Source organism: Acidobacteriota bacterium, from assembly GCA_028874215.1.
In the GTDB taxonomy this organism is placed as follows: domain Bacteria; phylum Acidobacteriota; class UBA6911; order RPQK01; family JAJDTT01; genus JAJDTT01.
This window is the reverse complement of sequence record JAPPLF010000049.1, coordinates 1-18115: the sequence shown is the minus strand read 5'-3', so window position 1 is coordinate 18115 and position 18115 is coordinate 1. Positions and strand designations below refer to the sequence as shown.

The following is an 18115-nucleotide window of genomic DNA, read 5'->3' as shown; positions in this document are numbered from 1 at the left end:
GCCCGGGAGCGAGTCATCCCCTGCGGTGGGTCGCAATCAGGTAGGCCGCCGCCCCCCAGACGGCCAGCACCACAACAACGCCCGCATTGGCCAAGCCACGTTCGGCGGTCCAAAGAATCGAATATCCCAGGGCTCCCGGAAAGAGCGCGTAGTAGGCAAACGGAATCAGCGTCCTGCGCAACACCAGGCCCTCGCGGCCCACCAGCCCCACGACGGCCGAAGCCGCTACCACGTTGTGCACGCAGATCATGTTGCCGGCGGCGCCGCCGACGACCTGGAGCGCAACAACCCACGTGGGATCGACGCCGACCCGCTCCCCGACCCCAAACTGGAACAAGGAGAACATCATGTTGCTCACCGTATTGCTGCCGGCCACGAACGCCCCCAGGCCCCCGATCAGCGGGGAGAAAAAAGGCCAGGCCGAGCCGGCCACGGCGGCCACACCGTCAGCCAGAACGATGGGCATCTTCTCCAAACCCGAGTCCCCGCCCCCGCTGTGGATGAAGACCTGGACCATGGGCACCGTGAAGACCAGAGCGGCGGACGCTGTCAGCATGGTCCGGGCAGATTTGCTCCAGGCCCTCCTGAAACGAGTCCATTCCATGGAATGCAGAAAGAAGGTCAGGCAACAGACAAGAATGAAGATGGTCCCGGGAAGATAAAGCGGACGCACGGAGGCCGTGATATCGGTCCCGAAAAGGTTCGGCAGAGTGATGGTCCAGGAACTGACCCAGCCCAGAAACGGAAGTTCCCGGAGGCGAGTCAAGACCAGAAGCACCGCCACCAGCAGATAAGGAAGCCATGACCGCAGTGCGCCCAATTCCACCCGGGCGCCTCCGGAGCCCCCGACCTGGACGGTGCCGGACCACTCCGCCGGCCAACGCGTCCGGTCGTCAAACTCCCAGTATTCCTCCCGCGCGGGCATGAGAAAACCCTTTTTGGCCGCCCCGGCGACGACGGCCAGTCCGAACAAGCCTCCGAACATGGAGGGGAATTCGGGCCCCAGCAGCCACGCCGCCAGCAGGTAGGGGAGCGTCATGGCGAAAGCGGAGAAAAGGGCGAACTTCCAGACCTGGAGGCCTTCCCGATAGGAACGATTCCGGCCGAAGAACCGGGTCAGGAGCGCGAGCACAAAGAGGGGGACGAGAGTGCCTGTCACCGTATGGAGCAAGGCAACCTTGGTTCCGATCATGATCAGGAACTGCGACCAGTCCGCAAAGCCGGCTTGGGAGGAGAAGGAGACAACGGCGGGGTCCGCCGAGAGTCCCGTGTTCACACCCACCAGGATCGGGGTCCCGACGGCTCCGAAGGAGACCGGAGTGCTCTGAATGATCATTCCGGCCATCACCGCGCCCAGGGCGGGAAAACCGAGCGCGACCAGGAGGGGCACGGCCACCGCCGCCGGCGTCCCGAAACCGGCCGCCCCCTCGATGAAGGAGCCGAAGAGCCAGGCGATGATGATGACCTGGATCCGGCGGTCCGGCGTGATATCGGTGAAGATGCGGCGAATGGTGCCCAGAGCTCCACTCTCCTCCAGGGTGTTCAGGAGCAGGATGGCCCCGAACACGATGTAGAGCAGGGAGAGGGCAACCACCAGGCCATTGACGGAGGCGGCCGCCACCTGAGCCGGAGGAACCTGCCAGACCAGGAGGGCCAGCCCCGCCGCGGTGACGTAGGAAATGGGCATGGCCCGGCTGGCCGGCCAACGGAGGCCGACCAGGAAGAGACCGACTACGGCAATGGGGAGCAGGGACAGCAGAGCCAACACGATTTATTTGTTTCGATACGCAAGTGGGCGCCGGCCGCCGGTTAGAAGGCGTCCGGTCCGGCGGCGATTCTGGCCAGGTCGCCGCGCGTGTAGGAGCCCAGACTCCTGAAGTCCAGTTCCGTATAGTTCCTGACCCACTGCAGAGCGATCTTGTAGGAATCCCGATATCGGCCGGCTGCGCCGGTCCCGGACGAGGCCGCCCCACTCAGTTCCAGGATGCTCTCCAACTCCTCCCCCAGCAGCCTCTTGACCAGAGCGAAATCGTGCCTCCGGCCGGTTTCGGCATCCTGGGCTTCGTGGAGCACTCTCTGGGCAATCTGGGCCACCGAGATCCGGGCCGTGGCCAGGTCCTCCATCAGGGCCGGCCGCTTGCCCGGCTGCCCCGCCAGACTGTCGATTCCCTTGGCGCCCCGCCCGTTGAGCCACCCCTCCAGGTACTCCAGCAGCATGCGCGCGTTCCGGCGCGTCCCCGCCTCGGTGATGGGACCCTCGGGGACGGTGATCTCGATGGGGTAGTTCTCGGGCCGCGCCATTTCCGGCGATGGCGTCCAACCCGAACCCCTCAATTCCCGAAAGGGATCCGCCGCCGTCTTCATGTGAAAGATATGGGCCACCCATCCCCGGAGAAATCCCTGCTCGGCCTCCCACTGTTTGTCGGCCCGAATCGCTTCCGCCGCCACCTGGTTCACCTCGGCGTCGCGGCTCGGCAACGCGGTGGCCATGCCGCCGATGGGCACGGCGCCGCGCTTGAGACAGATGGCCACCAGACGGCGAAAGATCCGCATCAGAAAATCGGTGGTCTTGATGTCCACGTCGAAACGGTCGGGCCAAACCGAATCCGGGTCCGCCATCACGTACTCCAGGATGCTGGCCTTGAAGTCCCAGCGCGCCGCGTTGAGCCCGGCCGCGTACTCTCCCAGCGCGTAAAGGATCTCTTCCATCTGGAAAGCGGCGGGAACCGACTCCACCAGGGCAATGGCCCGGATCGTGGCGCTCCGGAGACCCGGCAGAAGATCCTGGCTCGCGGCGAAGAAATCTCTCCAAAAAGCCGCTTCCCCGGCCGACTCCATCTTGGGAAGGTAGAAGTAGATCCCCTGACCCCTTTGGGCCTGGGCCTGACCGGCATGAAAGAGAGTCAGCGCCGTTCCCAGGATGCTGGCGGAAACAGGCGCTCCGTCCACCAGGACCTCCGGCTCGTCCAGGTGGAGCCCCCGCTCCCGGTGCATGAAGAAGGGAAGGTCCCCGTCCGCGAGCTCGTACTTCTTTCCCTTGGCGGCGTTGTAGAAGGTCAGCGTGCGATCCACGGCGCCCTTCCGGTTGGCTGCCGCCTGCAGCGTGTCCACCAAGCGGTGGCCTGCCGAGTCCTCGTCGTCGTCCAGATCGCCCTGGGCGCGGAATCCATCCGGACCCGGATTCAGGGCATTGATGAACATGCTGGTAATGGAAGCGGGACCCGAGATTTCGATCCCCGGTTCGCGGAGTTCCTCGGGCACTTCGGGAACGCTCCAATCGCCGGTTGTGGCGTCGCTCGGAGGCAGGTGCGCCGGTCCGACGCCGTCGTGGAGGGCTCGTTTCACCACCTGAGCGCGCTTCGCTCGAAGTTCCAGGACGCGGCCTGCGAACTGATCGTGAAGGGCCAGCAGATAGTCCTGGAATTCAGGACTCATCAACTCGGCTGCGCCTGGAACCGGAGCACATTGGATTCGACTGCTCATTCTCTTCCCTCCTCCTGAATGCAATCTCAAGCGACCGGTCTGGGACGAGGCTTCCGGGGCTGGCAATTCGGACAGAAATGACTGCCTCGCTGGCTGATGACCGTCTTCTGAATCGTGAACCCGCATTGGGTGCAGGACTGCCCGTCGCGCCCGTACACTTTGAGCAAAGACTGATATTCTCCCGGATTTCCGCGGCTCCTCCGATAATCCTGAAGGGTCGTCCCGCCATGGTGTACGGCCCTTTCCAACACTCGGGGAATCGCTTCGAACAGCTTCACCTTCTCCCATCGGCGAATGTACCGGACTCTTCTGGCCGGATGCACGCCGGCTTCGAAGAGGGCCTCGTCGGCATAGATGTTTCCGACCCCGGCCACCACCTTCTGATCCAGCAGCAACGACTTGATCCGCGCCTTCCTCTTGCCGAGTCTGCCCAGAAAGTCCTCCAGGAGATAGCCGGTGTCCAAGGGCTCGGGACCCAGGGAGCCGAGGCGGGAGCCCAAGCCACCCCCGTCCCGGGAGAGCAGCATGACCCGGCCGAATTTTCTGACGTCCCGAAACACCAGAATCCGGCCCCGGGACAGGCGGGCCACGAAAGCGATGTGGGCGTCCCCGCCCGGACTCGATCCGTTGCTCTTCCCGAATTGGTCCGGGACCGTGAGCTGGCCGGTCATGCCCAGGTGAATGATCCAGTACCAGCGGTCGAGCTTGAAGATGAGGTACTTCGCCCGGCGGGACACGGCGTGGATGGTCTGTCCGGCGACGGCCGCCTCCAGGAAGGCGGGGTCCAATTGGAAGACCCGCGATGGAAACGTGCTCAGCGATCGGATGACCCGCCCCCGGAGACGCGGCTCCAGTTCCCGGCGCAGGGTTTCGACTTCGGGAAGTTCAGGCAAGCTTGCGCCCCCCGACAACGGCCCCGTCTCGCTCCTCACAAATGTTGTGCGAGAAGGAGAAATCTCCTACAGCCCGATGCATGACGGCCATCATATATAGCAATTGGAGGAGTGAGAAGTGAGGAGTGGGAAGTCAAAGATAAACAGTTGTCCCGCACAACCGCACGGCGGCCGGCTTCCAATGACAGCGTCCGGCGTGACCCTGTACCATGTAGACTGAGTGAAACGGATGGAAAGGGGCGGACGCATGCCTTTTTTGGAACTGGATCAAATCGAGGCCCGGGAGATCTTTCCCGGGATCCGGATCAGGGCGCCTCACGGCGAGAATCTCATGCTGTCCATCGTGGACTTCGAACCCGGTGGCCATGTTCCCCTCCACAGTCATCCACATGAACAGGGAGGCGTGATGCTGGAGGGCCGTATGGAGCTGCAGATCGGTTCCGAGTCGAGAGTCCTGGAGCCGGGAGAGTATTACATCATTCCTCCCGACACCCCTCATCAAGCAAGGGCCGTGGGGGGACCTGCACGCGCCCTGGACATCTTCAGTCCCATCCGGGAGGACTACGCCGCCTTGTGGGCGGACGGAGAGGCCGAATGAAGCCTTCGCGAAACGTGCACCTGATCGGGGGCGCCCACAGCGGCTTCATCGGGAAATTCCATCCCGACTTCATCTGGAAAGGGCATCCCGACTATGGACGGAGGACCAACCCGTCGCTGGAAGAGCACCTGAAGCGGGCCGTCACCGGGGCCTTGGAGGACAGCGGGGTTTCGGACCACCAGGTCCAGCGGGGCTACGTGGGCAACTTCACCGGCGAGCTCTTCTCCAAGCAGGGACATCTTGGATCACTCCTGGCCGGTGTCCGGCCGGGTTTCAGGAACAAGGCCTTCTCCCGGGTCGAGGGAGCCTGCGCATCGGGCGGGCTGGCGCTGATCGCGGGAATCGACGCCATTTCCGCAGGTTGCGACTTCGTCCTGGTGGCCGGGGTCGAGGTGCAGACTACGGTCAGCGCCAGGAAGGGCGCCGACTACCTGGCCCGGGCCGCCCATTACGAGACCCAGCGAAGCTGCGATCCCTTCACCTTCCCCTGCCTTTTCGCCCGCCGCTCCAAGGCCTACCGGCAGGAGTACGGCGTGGGGGAAGAAGACCTGGCCCGGGTCGTGGTCAAGGCCTACTCGAATGCCAACCGGAATCCGAACGCCCACATGCAGGCCGTCCGGTTGACCCTCGAAGAGGCGGCGACTCCCTCCGACCGCAACCCCCGGTTTCTCAGTCATCCCGAGTTCCGCGACTACCTGAAGGTGAGCGACTGCTCCCAGGTTTCCGACGGCGCCTCGGCCCTGGTCCTGGTTTCGGACCGGGGCTTGAAGGCACTGGGCAAGTCCCCGGTCCGGGACGCCGTCCAGATCCTCTCCTACGGGCACGCGACCGCTCCCCTGGACGAAACTCCGGATCCCCTGAGGCTTTCCACGGCCGAAAGGGCCGCCCGGGAAGCCTATGAGGATGGGCAGGTCGAACCCGGACAGATCGGCGTGGCCGAGGTGCACGACTGCTTCAGCGTCACCGAATTGCTCCTCTATGAGGCTCTGGGATTTTGCCGGCCGGGGGAAGCGCCGGACCTGGTCCGAAACCGCACCACGACCATCGAGGGAGATCTGCCGGTGAACACGGGGGGCGGCCTCATGGGTTTCGGCCATCCGGTGGGCGCCACGGGCGTCAAGCAGGCCCTGGAGATCTTCAAGCAGTTGAAGGGCCGATGCGGCGGTTACCAGATCGCACACCGTCCCGAGTACGGCCTGGCGGCTAACCTGGGGGGAGACGATCGGACCGGAGTGGTGACCATCTACGGGAATGGCCGGCCGGGGAATGGGACGTCCGGAGACGCCTGAACAAGACTCGAAGAATCACGCGGTTCCGAGGGGACTCCGCTTCATGACGTAGTCGATGGCCTCCTGCGGGACCTCGTATTCGGTGCGGTAATGGTTGCCCTTGTAGTCCACGTCTTCGTACCCGATGGGGCTGGTGTAGAAGGCATCCACGATGAGGCGGCGCGCCCACACGAAGAAACGGGCGCCGGGCCCCAGCCGCCCGCCGGGACGGGCGGTGTAATCCTGAAAGCCGGCATATTCCGGGGCGGAATGAAAATCGATCAGCATCCCCGCTGACCGATCCGCAACGGCGGCCAGGTCGTCCAAGAGCCGAATCTGCTCCTCCTCGGTGGCCTCCGCGAAACGGCGGGCCCGGCGGCGCCCCATCTCCCGGTCGAGCCAGAAGATTCCGGAGATGAAGATCTCCGCCAACTCCTCGTTCTGGTTGGCGAGCACGTCGATGAATTCGGGGGCTCCGGCGTCCAGAGCGCTGCCGGATCGGCCGTCGGCCGGAATGATCAATTCGCTCAGCCGCTGCAGCGTCTGGTATTCGCCCCCGTTGAAGCATTGGGGCGTGTACTCGCCGGTCCGCTGCTTCTCCTGGGACACCGCTTTGTGGACATGCCGGCCGGCCTTCAGATCCAGCACGCCCGCCGATGCCACGGCCAGGGCAATCCGCTGCAGCAGCACCCGGCGGGAAACTTCATTGCCTTGTCGGCCGTCTGGTTCAGACATGGCCTTGCTTCATCTCCTCGGCGATGTAATCGGACGTGCGCCAAGCCAGCGCCGTGATGGTGAGGGTGGGATTCTTGTCGGGATTACTCACGAACGGTCCGGCATCCGCCACGAAAAGGTTCGGGACCTCGTGACCCTGGCAATACTGGTTCAGGGCCGAACTCCGCGGATCGTTCCCCATCCGAACCGTCCCCAACTCATGGATGATGGTGCCGGGGACCGAAATGCCCTTCCCGTCCTGGCGGGGCGACCGGCGGCCCAGCACCTGCCCGCCCATGGACTCGATGAGGTCGACGAAGGTTCGCTCCATGTGCCGGGCCTGCTTCCATTCGTAGTCGCTCCATTTGAAATGGAAGCGCAGCACCGGAATCCCCCACTTGTCCACGGTCACGGGATCCAGTTCACAGTAGCTCAGATTGTTGGGAATCATCTCACCGCGCCCGGCGAAGTAGACGAAGGACCCGTATTCCTTCCGGATCCGGTCCTTGAGCTGACGCCCGTAGCCGCCGATCCGGTTCACCTGGCCCTGAAAGCTGCCGACTCCGGGCATTCCGAAGCCGCCGCCGATCTCGATGTGGTACCCGCGGGGGAATTCCTTGTTCTTCTTGTCCCATTCCCACCACGGCGAGTAGACATGGCCGCCGCTGAAGCCGTCCGTGTCGTAATGGGGCATGCCCTCCAGGGCCGGCACGTATCCTCCGACGCCCAGACCGACGGTGTCCATCAAGAACCGGCCCACCACTCCCGAGTTGTTGGCCAGGCCCTGGGGAAAGCGGCTGGACCGGGAGTTGAGCAACAATCGGGCGGACTCGCAGGCGCTGGCCGCCAACACGACGACCCGGCACCGGATCTGCTGCTCGGTTCGAGTCTTCTTGTCGATGTAGGAGACGGCAGTGACGCGGCCGTTTTCGTCGCTCAGAATCTCCCTGGCCATGGCCTGATCGAAGATCTTCAGCTTGCCCGTCTTCAGGGCGGGCAGGATCTGGACCTGGCTGGAGGCGTAGTTGGAAGCGGTGATGCAACCGCGGCCGCACTGCCCGCAATAGTGGCAGGCCGGCCGGCCGTTCAGCGGCTTGGTAATGACCGCCCGCCGCATGGGAATGCAGGGGATGTTCATCCGGCTGCACGCCTGCTTGATGAGGTGCTCGTGGGCCTTGGGGGGCGGGCACGGTTGGAAGATGCCGTCGGGCGCGCTCCGGATGCCCTCGATGCTCCCGGTGACCCCGATGAAGGCCTCGGCCTTGTCGTAGTAGGGAGCCAGGTCGTCGTAGGTGAGGGGCCAGTCGGTGCCCAGCCCGTCCATGGAGTAGGGCACGAAATCGTAGTCGGCGAACCGAAGTGAGATCCGGCCGTAGTGGTTGGTGCGTCCACCCAGGATCCGGGACCGGAACCAGCGGAATTCGCTGCCGGGCGCCACCGTGTAGGGTTCGCCCTCCAGATCCCAGGCTCCGTTGGGCGCCCGAAAGAAGCCCCAAGGCTGCCTTCCGAAGTAATGGGCCCCACCTTCGCCGGCGCCCCGGTGGTCCACGTGGTGCGGGAGCATGTGCTCCTTGTAGTCCTTTTCGGGATCCAGCATGGGGCCCGCTTCCAGGAGGGCCACTTCGATGCCCTTCCCGGTCAGGACCTGGACTGCGGCGCCGCCGCCGGCGCCGGAACCGATGACCACCACGTCGTAGACCTTGGGACTCCGAATGACCTCCAGCACATGGCTATTCAAGCACAAGCAACCGTCGAGAAAAAGGGGCGTGAGACGGGATCCGGGCTCCCACTTCCGGGCGAAAACCAAATTGAAGCAAAGAGGAAGAACTCAGAGCAGCGCTCGGGCCTCAGCCAGAACCTGGCCGGCCAACACTGCCTGACGCCGGGTGCCGAAGGGCCCGGGACCCGACTCGATCACCTGAATCCTTCCGCTGCCCCCCGGTCTCCAGCGGCGTGCAAACAAGGGTGAGGCATGCCCGCCGAACACGGTGACCAGGTCGAGGTTCAGGGCGCCGGCCAGATGCTGACCCAGCGAATCGTAGCCGACGTAGATCCGGCATTGCTCCAGCAGGGCCCCAAACTCATCGACCGGGCCGTGAAACAGAACCAGCCGGACCGGCAATGTGCCCGGGTCGTCCCGCAGCAGCCTTCCTCCCGCGATTCGGGCCGTTCCATGGCCCCGCTCACCGATCTCAAGGTAGAGACGCCGCGCCTGCTCCAGCTCGTCCCGGCCCAAACCGGCATCCAAGACCAGCGTCGCCCCCTGATCCAGCAAACCGGTCACCAACAGGCGCTCGAAATCCGAGACCGATTCCCGGTTCCGATGAATCCTCTTGTCCGGATTGCCTCCGACTCCCAGATTCATGCCCACCAGAACCGGATCCCGGCCCGGATTCAGGGAGGCCAGCATCTCTTTCGCCCGACGACGGACCGAATCCTCAAGGTGCAGAGACGGACCCCGAAGCGGATTCGGGGGATGAGACCGGAACATCTCCCGAAGCCAACGGTTCAGGTCCTCCAACTGGCTGCGCTCCTCCGTTTCTTTACCTGAAACGGACGGATCCCAGCCGAAGTAGCTCCCCGCCTCCCGGCCGGGAGGAACCAGCGGCAGGAGTCCGCTCTGCAGGAATCGGGAATCGGGATTGATGACGATGAGTTCCCGGTCCGCCGACAGTCCGAGGATCTCCTCGTTGACGGCGTCCATCAGGTCCACCCAGGCGAGCATTCGTTCCAGCAGGGAGCCCCGGCGTGGATAGGAGAGCTCGCGGATCCGGAAACGGCTTGAGTCCGCCGCGATCAGCCCGGCGTTCTTACGGCTGCCCAGGAACACGATTTCCGCATTCGGAAGGGCGTCCAGGCAGGTTCGGACGATGGGGCCGGCGAGCAGCAGATCGGCGCCGAGGGTCACGCGGGAGGGAATCAGCACCCGTCTGACCCGTCGCGGAAGGGCCTCCGTTTTCATCCCGGCCAACCGCCGAGCCCGGTCGACGACGGCGTCTTCATCGTCCATCCCCACCCGGTCGAGCCCTTCATGAAACGACTGCGCCTCCGGGAGCCGGCGGACCCGGGAGACGATCCGAGCCAACAGTTGCTGCTGGAGCCGCCGGTCGCGGACCAGGAAGGAGTCGCTCAATGGTTCGATCAGATCCCGGAACAGGCGCCGGGTCCCGGTCCGGGCGCGTCCGGGGTCGGGGGAGAGCGCGGGATCCAGATAGGAGTCCAAGACTTCCCAGACCGGAAATCGTGGGGTCATCAGATACTAGCTTCGGGGGCTCCCGCCTTTCACCGGAGCAGCGATCAGAGTCGGAGGTTCCGGTTCTTGCACGGGAGGGCGCCCCAGGAGCCACCGGGCGCCTCGTCCCAGATCCTCCAGAATCATGTAGGTGCACGGCACCAGAACCAGGATGACCGGAGACGAGAATACGACGCCGAACGCCAGGGAGACCGCCATGGGAATCAGGAACTGGGCCTGGAGGCTCGTTTCCATGAGCAATGGGGTCAGACCGGCGAAAGTGGTCACGGAGGTGAGGAATATGGGTCGGAACCGAGCCGACCCGGCCGTCAGGATCGACTCCCGGAGCGGGACTCCGGCACGCCGTTGCCGGTTGACGTAATCGACCAGGATCAGGCTGTCGTTCACCACCACTCCCGCCAGGGCCACGATGCCGAATACCGAGAGGATGCTCAGATCCATACCCAGGATCTTGTGCCCCAAAAAGGCGCCCACCAGGCCGAAGGGAATTGCGCTCATGATGAGCAGGGGCTGGAAATAGGACCGGAGAGGTATGGCCAACAATGCGAATATGGCAGCCAGCGCCATGCCGAAGCCTTGGAGTAGACCGTCGATCGTCTCGCTTTGCTGTTCCTGCTCGCCCTCCAACGAATAGGTCAGGCCTGGAAACTGCCGCAACAGGGAGGGAAGGTAGCCGCTCTCCAGTTCCGCCAGGATCTCGTTGGAGTTGGCCCGTTGAGTGTCCACTTCCGCAGTCACGCTGACGGCGCGATTCCGGTCCACCCGGCGGATGGTCGCAAAACCGCGGCTCAGCTCCGAATCGGCCACCACCGAAAAAGGAACCTCTCCGCCCTCCGGAGTCCGGATCCGCATCCCTTCCATCTGCCCCAGGGAACGGCGCCGGTCGGAAGGGTACCGGACCATGATCTTGACCTCGTCACGGCCCCGCTGAATCCGCTGGACCTCTTCTCCGTAGAAGGCTTGTCGAATCTGTCTCGCCAGGTCCGCCTGTGTCAGGCCCAGGGATTCGGCGGCTGGATGAATCTTGAGCTTGACCTCCTGCTTTCCGGCCCGGAAGGAATCGGCGATGTCGTAGACCCCGGCAAATTCGTTCAATTTCAGCTTGAACCGGCGCGCGGCCTCCTGCAGTTGGTCCAGATCGGGGCCGGAGAACTGAACGTTGATGGGAGCCCCCGCGGCGAAGATCGAGGCCGAGTAGGTGAGTTCCACGGCGTCCGGGATGGTCCCCGTCAGTTCCCGCCAGCGGTTGGCGATCTCGCTGCTGCTGATGAGTCTGCCGTCTTGTGCCCGGGGCCGTTCTTCGGACGGCGCCAATTCGATGTTCACCGATCCTATGTGGGCACCGGAAAACCGGGACACGTCTCCGCTTTGTCGGTTTTGAAGGACGCGGGTGGGTTGTTCCCCCACGGAAGTCAGCACGTGGCGGAAGACGCTGGCCGAGCCGCCTCCCTGGCTGGAAGAGTCGAGCTCCTCCCGAAGCAGCGATGCGGCCCGCTCCACTCTCCGCAAGGCGCGGCCCGTGACCTCGGCCGGAGTGCCCTGAGGCATGGTCAGGAAGGCCATGACGTTGTCCGCCTCCACCGGAGGGAAGAAATTGAACTTGATTCTTCCGCCCAGAATCAGGCCGACGACCAGCACCAGGGTGGCAACCCCCAGGGCCGCCGTCAGATAGCGCCACTCGACGGCCACGCTCAGGAACGGTTCGTAGACTCGCTTGACGAATCGTTTGAGCTGGCGCGAGATCAGGTCCTGGAAGCGGTTCCACATCCCGGACAATCCCCGTTTCCGCAGCCCCTCGGAGCGTCTCAGGTGGGAGAGGTGATGGGGCAGGATGAGCAGGGACTCGACCAGTGAAAAGATCAGTGTGGGCAGGACCACCAGCGGAATGACCCGCATGATCTTCCCGGTGGAGCCTTCGATCATCAGCAACGGAGAGAAGGCGGCTACCGTGGTCGCCACCGCAAAGAACACGGGGATCATCATCTCCTGTGTCCCGTCGATGACCGCCCGCAGCTTGGGCTTCCCCTGTTCGTATTGGGAAAAGATGTTCTCGCCGACGACGATGGCGTCGTCCACCACAATTCCCAGCACGACGATGAAGGCGAACAGGGAGATCATGTTGATGGAGACGTCCAGATGGGGCAATGCCAGGAGGCAGCCAATAAACGAAATGGGGATGCCCAGGCTGACCCAGAATGCCAGGCCGACCCTCAGAAACACCGTCAGAGTCAGAACGACCAGCGCCAACCCCGCCAAACCGTTCCTGATCAGCAGGTCGATCCGGCTCCGCAGGACGCGGGAATCGTCCTTCCAAGTGGTCAGCGTCAGACCTTCCGGCAACTGGAGCTGTTTCTGCTTGACGTACTCCCGCACGGCGGCGGCAATCTCCAGAGCGCTCTGCCTCCCGACCCGGAAGATCTGGACCAGGATGGCCGGCTGACCGTCGAACCGGGCCACCTGGTCGGTCTCGGCGAATCCGTCCACGACCCGGGCGACGTCTCCCAGCAGGACCCGCGTGCCGTCCGGTCTCGAGAGCAGAGTCAACCGCCGGAATTCCTCCCCCACGTAGGCCTGGCTCTTGGTTCTCAGCAGGATCTCACCGGCTTCGGTCCTCACCGAGCCCCCGGGCAGGTCGAGGGACGATCGGCGGACGGCCCTCGCTACCTGATCGAAGGTCAGACCGTGGCGGAGCAGGGCGTCCTCCGAAATTTCGATGGAGACTTCATAGGGGCGGGCGCTGGAAAGCTCGGCCTGGGTGATCCCGGGCAGAGAGGCGACCTCGTCCCGAACTTGCTCGGCGACCCGCTTGAGGGTCCGTTCGTCGGCTGGTCCCGAGACAGCTATGTTGATGACCTGGTTGCGGACGATGAACTGCTGGATGACCGGCTGTTCGGCCTCTTCCGGAAAGGTGCTGATGGCGTCCACACGGGCCTTGACGTCGTCCAGAAGTTCCCGGGCATCGGTTCCCTCCAGGATTTCCACGTTCACGATGCCATTGCCCTCGGAAGCCGTCGACGTGATCCGCTTGACTCCGGCAAGGCTTTTAACAGACTCCTCGATCCGGATACAGATTCCCTCTTCGACCTCCTCCGGCGCAGCGCCCGGATAGGCCACCGACACGCTGATCTGGTCCGTCGAGAATTCCGGGAAGACCTCTTTTTGAATCTCGGGAAGGGAGAGGGCGCCGCCCACCAGGATCACGACCATCAGCAGATTGGCCACGACCCCGTTGGATGCGAACCAGGAGACGAGTCCCTTCATGGTGACGCCTCGGAGCCGGAATCCACCCGAATCTGGTCCGCCACGCCGCCGGTGACGGTCGCTGGAGTTTCGAGTTCTCGCGCCTTCACGAAGCGATGACTCCCCTTGCCTGGCCGCAACGCACGTCCAATCGTCCCGAATCGAATTCGTTGCTTCCGACTCGTGACCGCCGCGGCGTTTGCTCCGATCCCGATATTGTACCTGTTTGCAGACGATGCGGGGTCGGGGCCTGGAGGCGCCAAACGCCCAGGGCGCAAGGACCGGCGCGGGCAGAGCGGGCAGACGCACCGCCCCGGAATCTTGGCGTCAGGCGGCTCCGTCCCCGGGGAGATCCCCCGTTTCGGATCGCCGCCGGCGAAATGGCGACGGCTGTCGACTATGGATTGACCGGACGCTGGTTGCGCTCGACGCCGCCGTCCCGGGGGTCCGGATAGAACTGCTTGCAATAGCGTCGAAAGATTCCGATCTCGCCGTCGGACCGGCACAGTCTGGGGCGGGACCGGTACCGCTTCCGGCTCCAGATCTCCACATCCTGCAGCACGTCCCGCTTTTGTTGCCACAACATGAACCGGTTCATGAATTTGTTGCGCAGCCCCGGAGGAAGGAAACTCAGGCCCATGATCGGCCGTTTCGGTTTCCGGATTTCCCGCACCTGCGCGGCGAGGACGACCTCGACGAACTTCCCGTCAACGGGCGTTGCGAGTACCCACAGGCGCATGTCCAGGGGGACGGACCGCTCGCGGATCTCGACGAACGAGTAGCCCAGTCCAAAGACGCGGGTGAAGGCGGAAATATCGACCGCCATTTTCATGATCCCGCCAATGGTCTGGACCCGCTTGAAGTCAAAGCGGCTTTCGAGACAGGCGCCGTCGACGGTCACCCGCCCGATTCGGCTGACATTGTCATAGCCGTGCACGTACCGCAGGTGCGCCAAGTCCACGGCGTTCTCCGTCGTTTCCTGGGGATGGCCGGGAAAGCGGAGGGCCTGGAATCCCAATTCGCTCCAGTCCGCTCCCGACGGCGGATCCTCGGGAAGGCTCCATTGCGGCGGGCGTCCGTCGATGCCCCACCAGGCGAACACCATGCCGCGAACTTCGCGTATCTCGAACACCTTCAGCTTCGCGGCCATTGGCGGCGGCGCAAAGGGAGTCGCGACACATTGGCCGCCGGCGTCGAACTCGTAGCCGTGAAACGGACAGACGAGACAGCCGTCGCGTACCCGGCCTCCGGCATCGGGCCCCAAATCGGCCCCCAGGTGCGGACAGACCGCCTCGGCCACGCAGACGCGCCCTTCACCGTCGCACCAGGCGACGATTTCCTCGCCCATCCAGGTCTTCTGGATCAGTTTCGCCGTGAGAATGGCCTCACGGCTGGAAACGAAGTACCAACCCTCGGGAAACGGAAGCAGCGAGGAGGAATCGTCAGGCTCGAAATGTCGTTTTGCCATGATCCACCGAAGTGACGTCGTCTGACGGCACCGGTAGCCTCCAAGCCAAGTGGGAATACACGAAGCTACTACTCCATTCTATCCGTTATCGACGACCCCATTCTTTCTTCGGCCCGGTGACGCATCACACGCGGCTCGCAAATCTCCTGTCGCGACCCAGGCGATTTCCCGTGGACCGAACCTCGGAACCGTCTAGGAGTCTGCGCCGTAGAAATGATCGTAGCGAGAAAGTGGGGAATCGAGGACAGATTTTCACGATTTTGAGGTGCATAGTTGTTCTATTCGCCGAGAAATCGGGGAAATATGGACCGATTCCCCGCTTTCGCAGTAGATTGATTTCTGCGGTGCAGGCTCCTAGGCAGCCATTTCTGCCAATGGTAGGATATAACGTCCTTTTTGCCGGAATTTAGTCACAGGCTTCTGCTTACCTCAGTTCATGGATTCCCTCAAATCAGCCGTCCTTTTACAGCGTACCTGTCGGCCGGCGAGACTTGGGATCAGCTTCGCGAAGCGGCCGGCGAATTCCCGGGCCGGGTCCGCTTCCGCCGGGTAGATCACCATGAGGAAGATACTCGGCTACCTGGTTGCGGTTGCCATTCTTGCCGGCTCCGTCTACCTGGCCTATTACCTGGTGTCGCTGGCGCCCGAACCGGAACGCACCGAGCCGCCTCCCCAGATTCCCTTTGCCCAGACCGGCCGGGTTGCGGCCGGCACCGGAGCCATCCCCGTCTATGGCGCCGGCACCGTACGGCCCAGCGCGGAAGTCGACATCGCTCCGCTCGTCAGCGGCAGCGTCGTCTGGTTGGAACCGGGTTTCCAGAGCGGCGGGCGGATCGAGTCCGGTCAGCCGATCCTGCGTATCGACAACGCCGACTATCTGCAACGCCTGCGCGAGGCGGAGGCCGAGCTCGAAGCCCGTCGGGTGGCCCTCGATTTGGCCCGGGAAAAAGGGACGTTCGCCCGCGCCGAATTCGAGGAGTACTCGCGCCAGCAACTCGAGGCGGGAGCTCCGGTGGGCGAACCGGGGCCCTTGGCGTTGGGGGAACCGGAAATCAAGGCGGCTCGGGCCGCGCTGCACCGTGTGGAGGTCCAGATCGCCGGCGCCGAGCTGGCCCTGTCCCGAACCGAACTGCGGGCGCCGTTTGACGGCTATGTGCGCAACGAATCGGTGGATACCGGGCAGTTCGTGTCCGCAGGCCAGACCGTTGGGCGGCTGATGGCGGCCGAGGCCGTCGAGGTGGCCGTGCCCCTGTCCGACGCCAACGCCGCCATGATTCCAGGGCTTTGGAAGCTTCGCGCGGGAGACGCCGAACGGCGGGTGGCCGCCCGGGTGACCGCCAGGTTCGACGACGCCAGCTATGTCTGGAAGGGCTACGTCGACCGGGCTGAAGTCTCAGTCGACGAGCAGACGCGAACCATCGACGCGATTGTGCGGGTGCCCAACCCTTTTTCGGCGGGAGTTCCGGCGGACGGGTCCGGCGATGCACCCCCGCTCCTGGTAGGCAAGTTCGTGGAGGTAAAGATTCAAGGTCTTGTACCGGAAAGCTATTTCCGGGTGCCGCGGGCTGCACTGCAAACCGGCGACGAGGTCTGGACAGTTGGTGAAGACCAGACGGTGAGTATTGTCCCGGTCCGCGTCTTGCAGCGGGCCAACGACGAAGCCGTGGTGGTCGGCGCCCTGGAAGACGGGCAGTTGGCCATCACAGGCGGCATTCAATTCGTCACCGAAGGCATGGTGGTACAAACAGCGGCCGGTTCGGCGGAATGAGCCAAAACGAACAACAACCGGCGGAACCCGGCGGGCCAATCGCCTATATGGCGGGCAGCAGCGTCGCGGCCAACCTGCTGATGTTCGGCATCCTCGCTGCGGGCCTCGTGTCTCTGACCGGCCTCGAGCAGGAAGCGTGGCCCGAGGTCCCCTTCTATCAGTTCGAAATCTCCGTGACGCTCCCTGGGGCAACGCCCGACGAGGTGGAGGAGGCCATCGTCGTCAAGATCGAGGATGAGGTCCGTGGACTGGCGGATGTGAAGGCGGTCAGGTCCGTAGCGGCCCCGGGAATGGCGTCCGTCAGGGTCGAATTCAGATCGGGTACGGACATGGGCGCGAAGAGGGATGAAATCGAGTCGGCGGTCGGGCGTATTCAGACGTTCCCGGGCGGAGCCGAGCGGCCCCGAATCCGGGAAATGACCAACGCCCAGAGCATGATGCGCCTCATCCTCTACGGCGACGTTCCCGAGCGCTCGCTGAAAGAGCTCGCCTACCGTATCGAGGACGATCTCGCTTCGCTCCCGAACGTGTCCCAGGTCGAGATTAGCGGTGTGCGCAACTACGAGATCTCGATCGAAGTGCCACTGCAGTGGTTGCGGGCCCTTGGGCTTACTCTGACCGATGTCGCCAATACGATTCGCCGCGGTTCCCTGGATCTGTCTGCGGGCAGCATCAATACCGAGCAGTCCCAGGTGCGGATTCGGACCCTCGGTCAGAGCTACGATCAGCAGGATTTCGAGGAGATCGTCATCCTCGGCCGCGACGACGGCACAGCGGTGCGCTTGGGTGATATTGCCGAGGTGCGCGACAGCTTCGAGGACTCGGATTTGATCGTGCGGCACCAGGGCCATCCCGCCGTGTTCGTTGAGGTTTCGCGAGCCGACGGCGAGAGGGTGATGGATGTGGCGCGCGCCGTTCGGGACCATGTTGCGAACGAGATAGCGCCCTCGCTCCCCGACGGCGTGGGCATCACTATCTGGAGCGACGACTCTTCGGTATTCGTGGAGCGGGGCCTCCTTCTCCTCAAAAACGGATCCTTGGGGTTGTTGCTGGTCTTGTTCGCGCTTGGCCTTTTTCTCGAAGTCCGGTTGGCGTTTTGGGTCGCCGTCGGTCTCGGCGTTTCCGCGATCGGCGCCCTGGCCGCCATGATGATGTTCGACATCCCGCTCCATGAGATTTCGCTCTTCGCTTTCGTGCTCGCCATCGGAATCATCGTAGACGATGCGATCGTCGTGTCCGAGCACATTCACCTGGAGCGAATGCGCGGCACGCCGGGGGTTGTCGCGGCGATCCGGGGTGCACGACGAATCAAGGTGCCACTGATCTTCGCCGTGCTGACTACGATCGTGGCGTTCGTTCCGCTGCTCTTCATACCCGCGGGCTTCGGAGAGGTCTGGAAGGCACTGCCGATCGTCGTCATTGCCACGCTG

The 18115-nt window shown here is 63.9% G+C and carries 12 protein-coding genes; 4 read left to right on the top strand and 8 right to left on the bottom strand.

Annotated features, from left to right (window positions below):
- Positions 1–13 precede the first annotated feature (13 nt).
- From OXT71_09070 to mutM, 3 genes are read right to left on the bottom strand one after another with little or no spacing between them, the layout of a single operon-like run.
- Positions 14–1768, bottom strand: a complete 1755-nt coding sequence (locus tag OXT71_09070) for an L-lactate permease (protein ID MDE2926534.1) — start codon at positions 1766–1768, stop codon at positions 14–16.
- A gap of 41 nt (positions 1769–1809) precedes the next feature.
- Positions 1810–3483 carry a malate synthase A gene (locus OXT71_09065; GenBank protein ID MDE2926533.1) on the bottom strand — a complete coding sequence of 558 codons (1674 nt, stop codon included), beginning with the start codon at positions 3481–3483 and terminating at the stop codon, positions 1810–1812.
- Positions 3484–3509: 26 nt separating this feature from the next.
- On the bottom strand, positions 3510–4376 hold the full coding sequence (mutM, locus tag OXT71_09060; GenBank protein ID MDE2926532.1) for a bifunctional DNA-formamidopyrimidine glycosylase/DNA-(apurinic or apyrimidinic site) lyase: 867 nt from the start codon (positions 4374–4376) through the stop codon (positions 3510–3512).
- 247 nt (positions 4377–4623) lie between these two features.
- On the opposite strand from mutM, the gene OXT71_09055 reads away from it, so the two are divergent.
- Together OXT71_09055 and OXT71_09050 are read left to right on the top strand one after the other, a co-directional pair.
- Positions 4624–4974 carry a cupin domain-containing protein gene (locus OXT71_09055; protein ID MDE2926531.1) on the top strand — a complete coding sequence of 117 codons (351 nt, stop codon included), beginning with the start codon at positions 4624–4626 and terminating at the stop codon, positions 4972–4974.
- On the top strand, positions 4971–6263 hold the full coding sequence (locus OXT71_09050) for a hypothetical protein (protein ID MDE2926530.1): 1293 nt from the start codon (positions 4971–4973) through the stop codon (positions 6261–6263). The genes OXT71_09055 and OXT71_09050 overlap by 4 nt, the downstream gene beginning before the upstream one ends.
- A gap of 15 nt (positions 6264–6278) precedes the next feature.
- Here OXT71_09050 and OXT71_09045 read toward each other — a convergent pair whose 3' ends face one another.
- The 5 genes from OXT71_09045 to OXT71_09025 all read right to left on the bottom strand — a co-directional run bounded on the left by OXT71_09045 (position 6279) and on the right by OXT71_09025 (position 14917).
- Positions 6279–6977 (bottom strand): gluconate 2-dehydrogenase subunit 3 family protein, encoded by a 699-nt coding sequence (locus tag OXT71_09045; protein ID MDE2926529.1) that lies wholly within the window; start codon positions 6975–6977, stop codon positions 6279–6281.
- Entirely contained in the window at positions 6970–8694 is a 1725-nt protein-coding gene (locus tag OXT71_09040) for a GMC family oxidoreductase (GenBank protein MDE2926528.1), read from the bottom strand. The genes OXT71_09045 and OXT71_09040 overlap by 8 nt, the downstream gene beginning before the upstream one ends.
- Before the next feature lie 90 nt (positions 8695–8784).
- Positions 8785–10209, bottom strand: a complete 1425-nt coding sequence (locus OXT71_09035) for a hypothetical protein (protein MDE2926527.1) — start codon at positions 10207–10209, stop codon at positions 8785–8787.
- A gap of 6 nt (positions 10210–10215) precedes the next feature.
- Positions 10216–13470: an efflux RND transporter permease subunit gene (locus OXT71_09030; GenBank protein MDE2926526.1), complete on the bottom strand. Its 3255-nt coding sequence runs from the start codon at positions 13468–13470 to the stop codon at positions 10216–10218.
- A 376-nt stretch (positions 13471–13846) separates the two neighbouring features.
- Complete coding sequence (locus tag OXT71_09025) at positions 13847–14917, bottom strand: Rieske 2Fe-2S domain-containing protein (GenBank protein MDE2926525.1); 1071 nt, start codon at positions 14915–14917, stop codon at positions 13847–13849.
- Between the two features lie 559 nt (positions 14918–15476).
- Here OXT71_09025 and OXT71_09020 point away from each other — a divergent pair.
- Positions 15477–16685, top strand: a complete 1209-nt coding sequence (locus OXT71_09020) for an efflux RND transporter periplasmic adaptor subunit (protein ID MDE2926524.1) — start codon at positions 15477–15479, stop codon at positions 16683–16685.
- Positions 16682–18115: efflux RND transporter permease subunit (locus tag OXT71_09015; GenBank protein ID MDE2926523.1), on the top strand; the 1434-nt coding region annotated here is incomplete at its 3' end. The genes OXT71_09020 and OXT71_09015, both read left to right, overlap by 4 nt.

Bases quoted from the DNA above. Each gene is read 5' to 3' on its own strand.
- OXT71_09045 (MDE2926529.1), bottom strand. From the start codon at position 6,977: ATGTCTGAACCAGACGGCCGACAAGGCAATGAAGTTTCCCGCCGGGTG.
- OXT71_09065 (MDE2926533.1), bottom strand. From the start codon at position 3,483: ATGAGCAGTCGAATCCAATGTGCTCCGGTTCCAGGCGCAGCCGAGTTG.
- OXT71_09030 (MDE2926526.1), bottom strand. From the start codon at position 13,470: ATGAAGGGACTCGTCTCCTGGTTCGCATCCAACGGGGTCGTGGCCAAT.
- OXT71_09025 (MDE2926525.1), bottom strand. From the start codon at position 14,917: ATGGCAAAACGACATTTCGAGCCTGACGATTCCTCCTCGCTGCTTCCG.
- OXT71_09050 (MDE2926530.1), top strand. From the start codon at position 4,971: ATGAAGCCTTCGCGAAACGTGCACCTGATCGGGGGCGCCCACAGCGGC.
- OXT71_09055 (MDE2926531.1), top strand. From the start codon at position 4,624: ATGCCTTTTTTGGAACTGGATCAAATCGAGGCCCGGGAGATCTTTCCC.
- OXT71_09020 (MDE2926524.1), top strand. From the start codon at position 15,477: ATGAGGAAGATACTCGGCTACCTGGTTGCGGTTGCCATTCTTGCCGGC.
- OXT71_09035 (MDE2926527.1), bottom strand. From the start codon at position 10,209: ATGACCCCACGATTTCCGGTCTGGGAAGTCTTGGACTCCTATCTGGAT.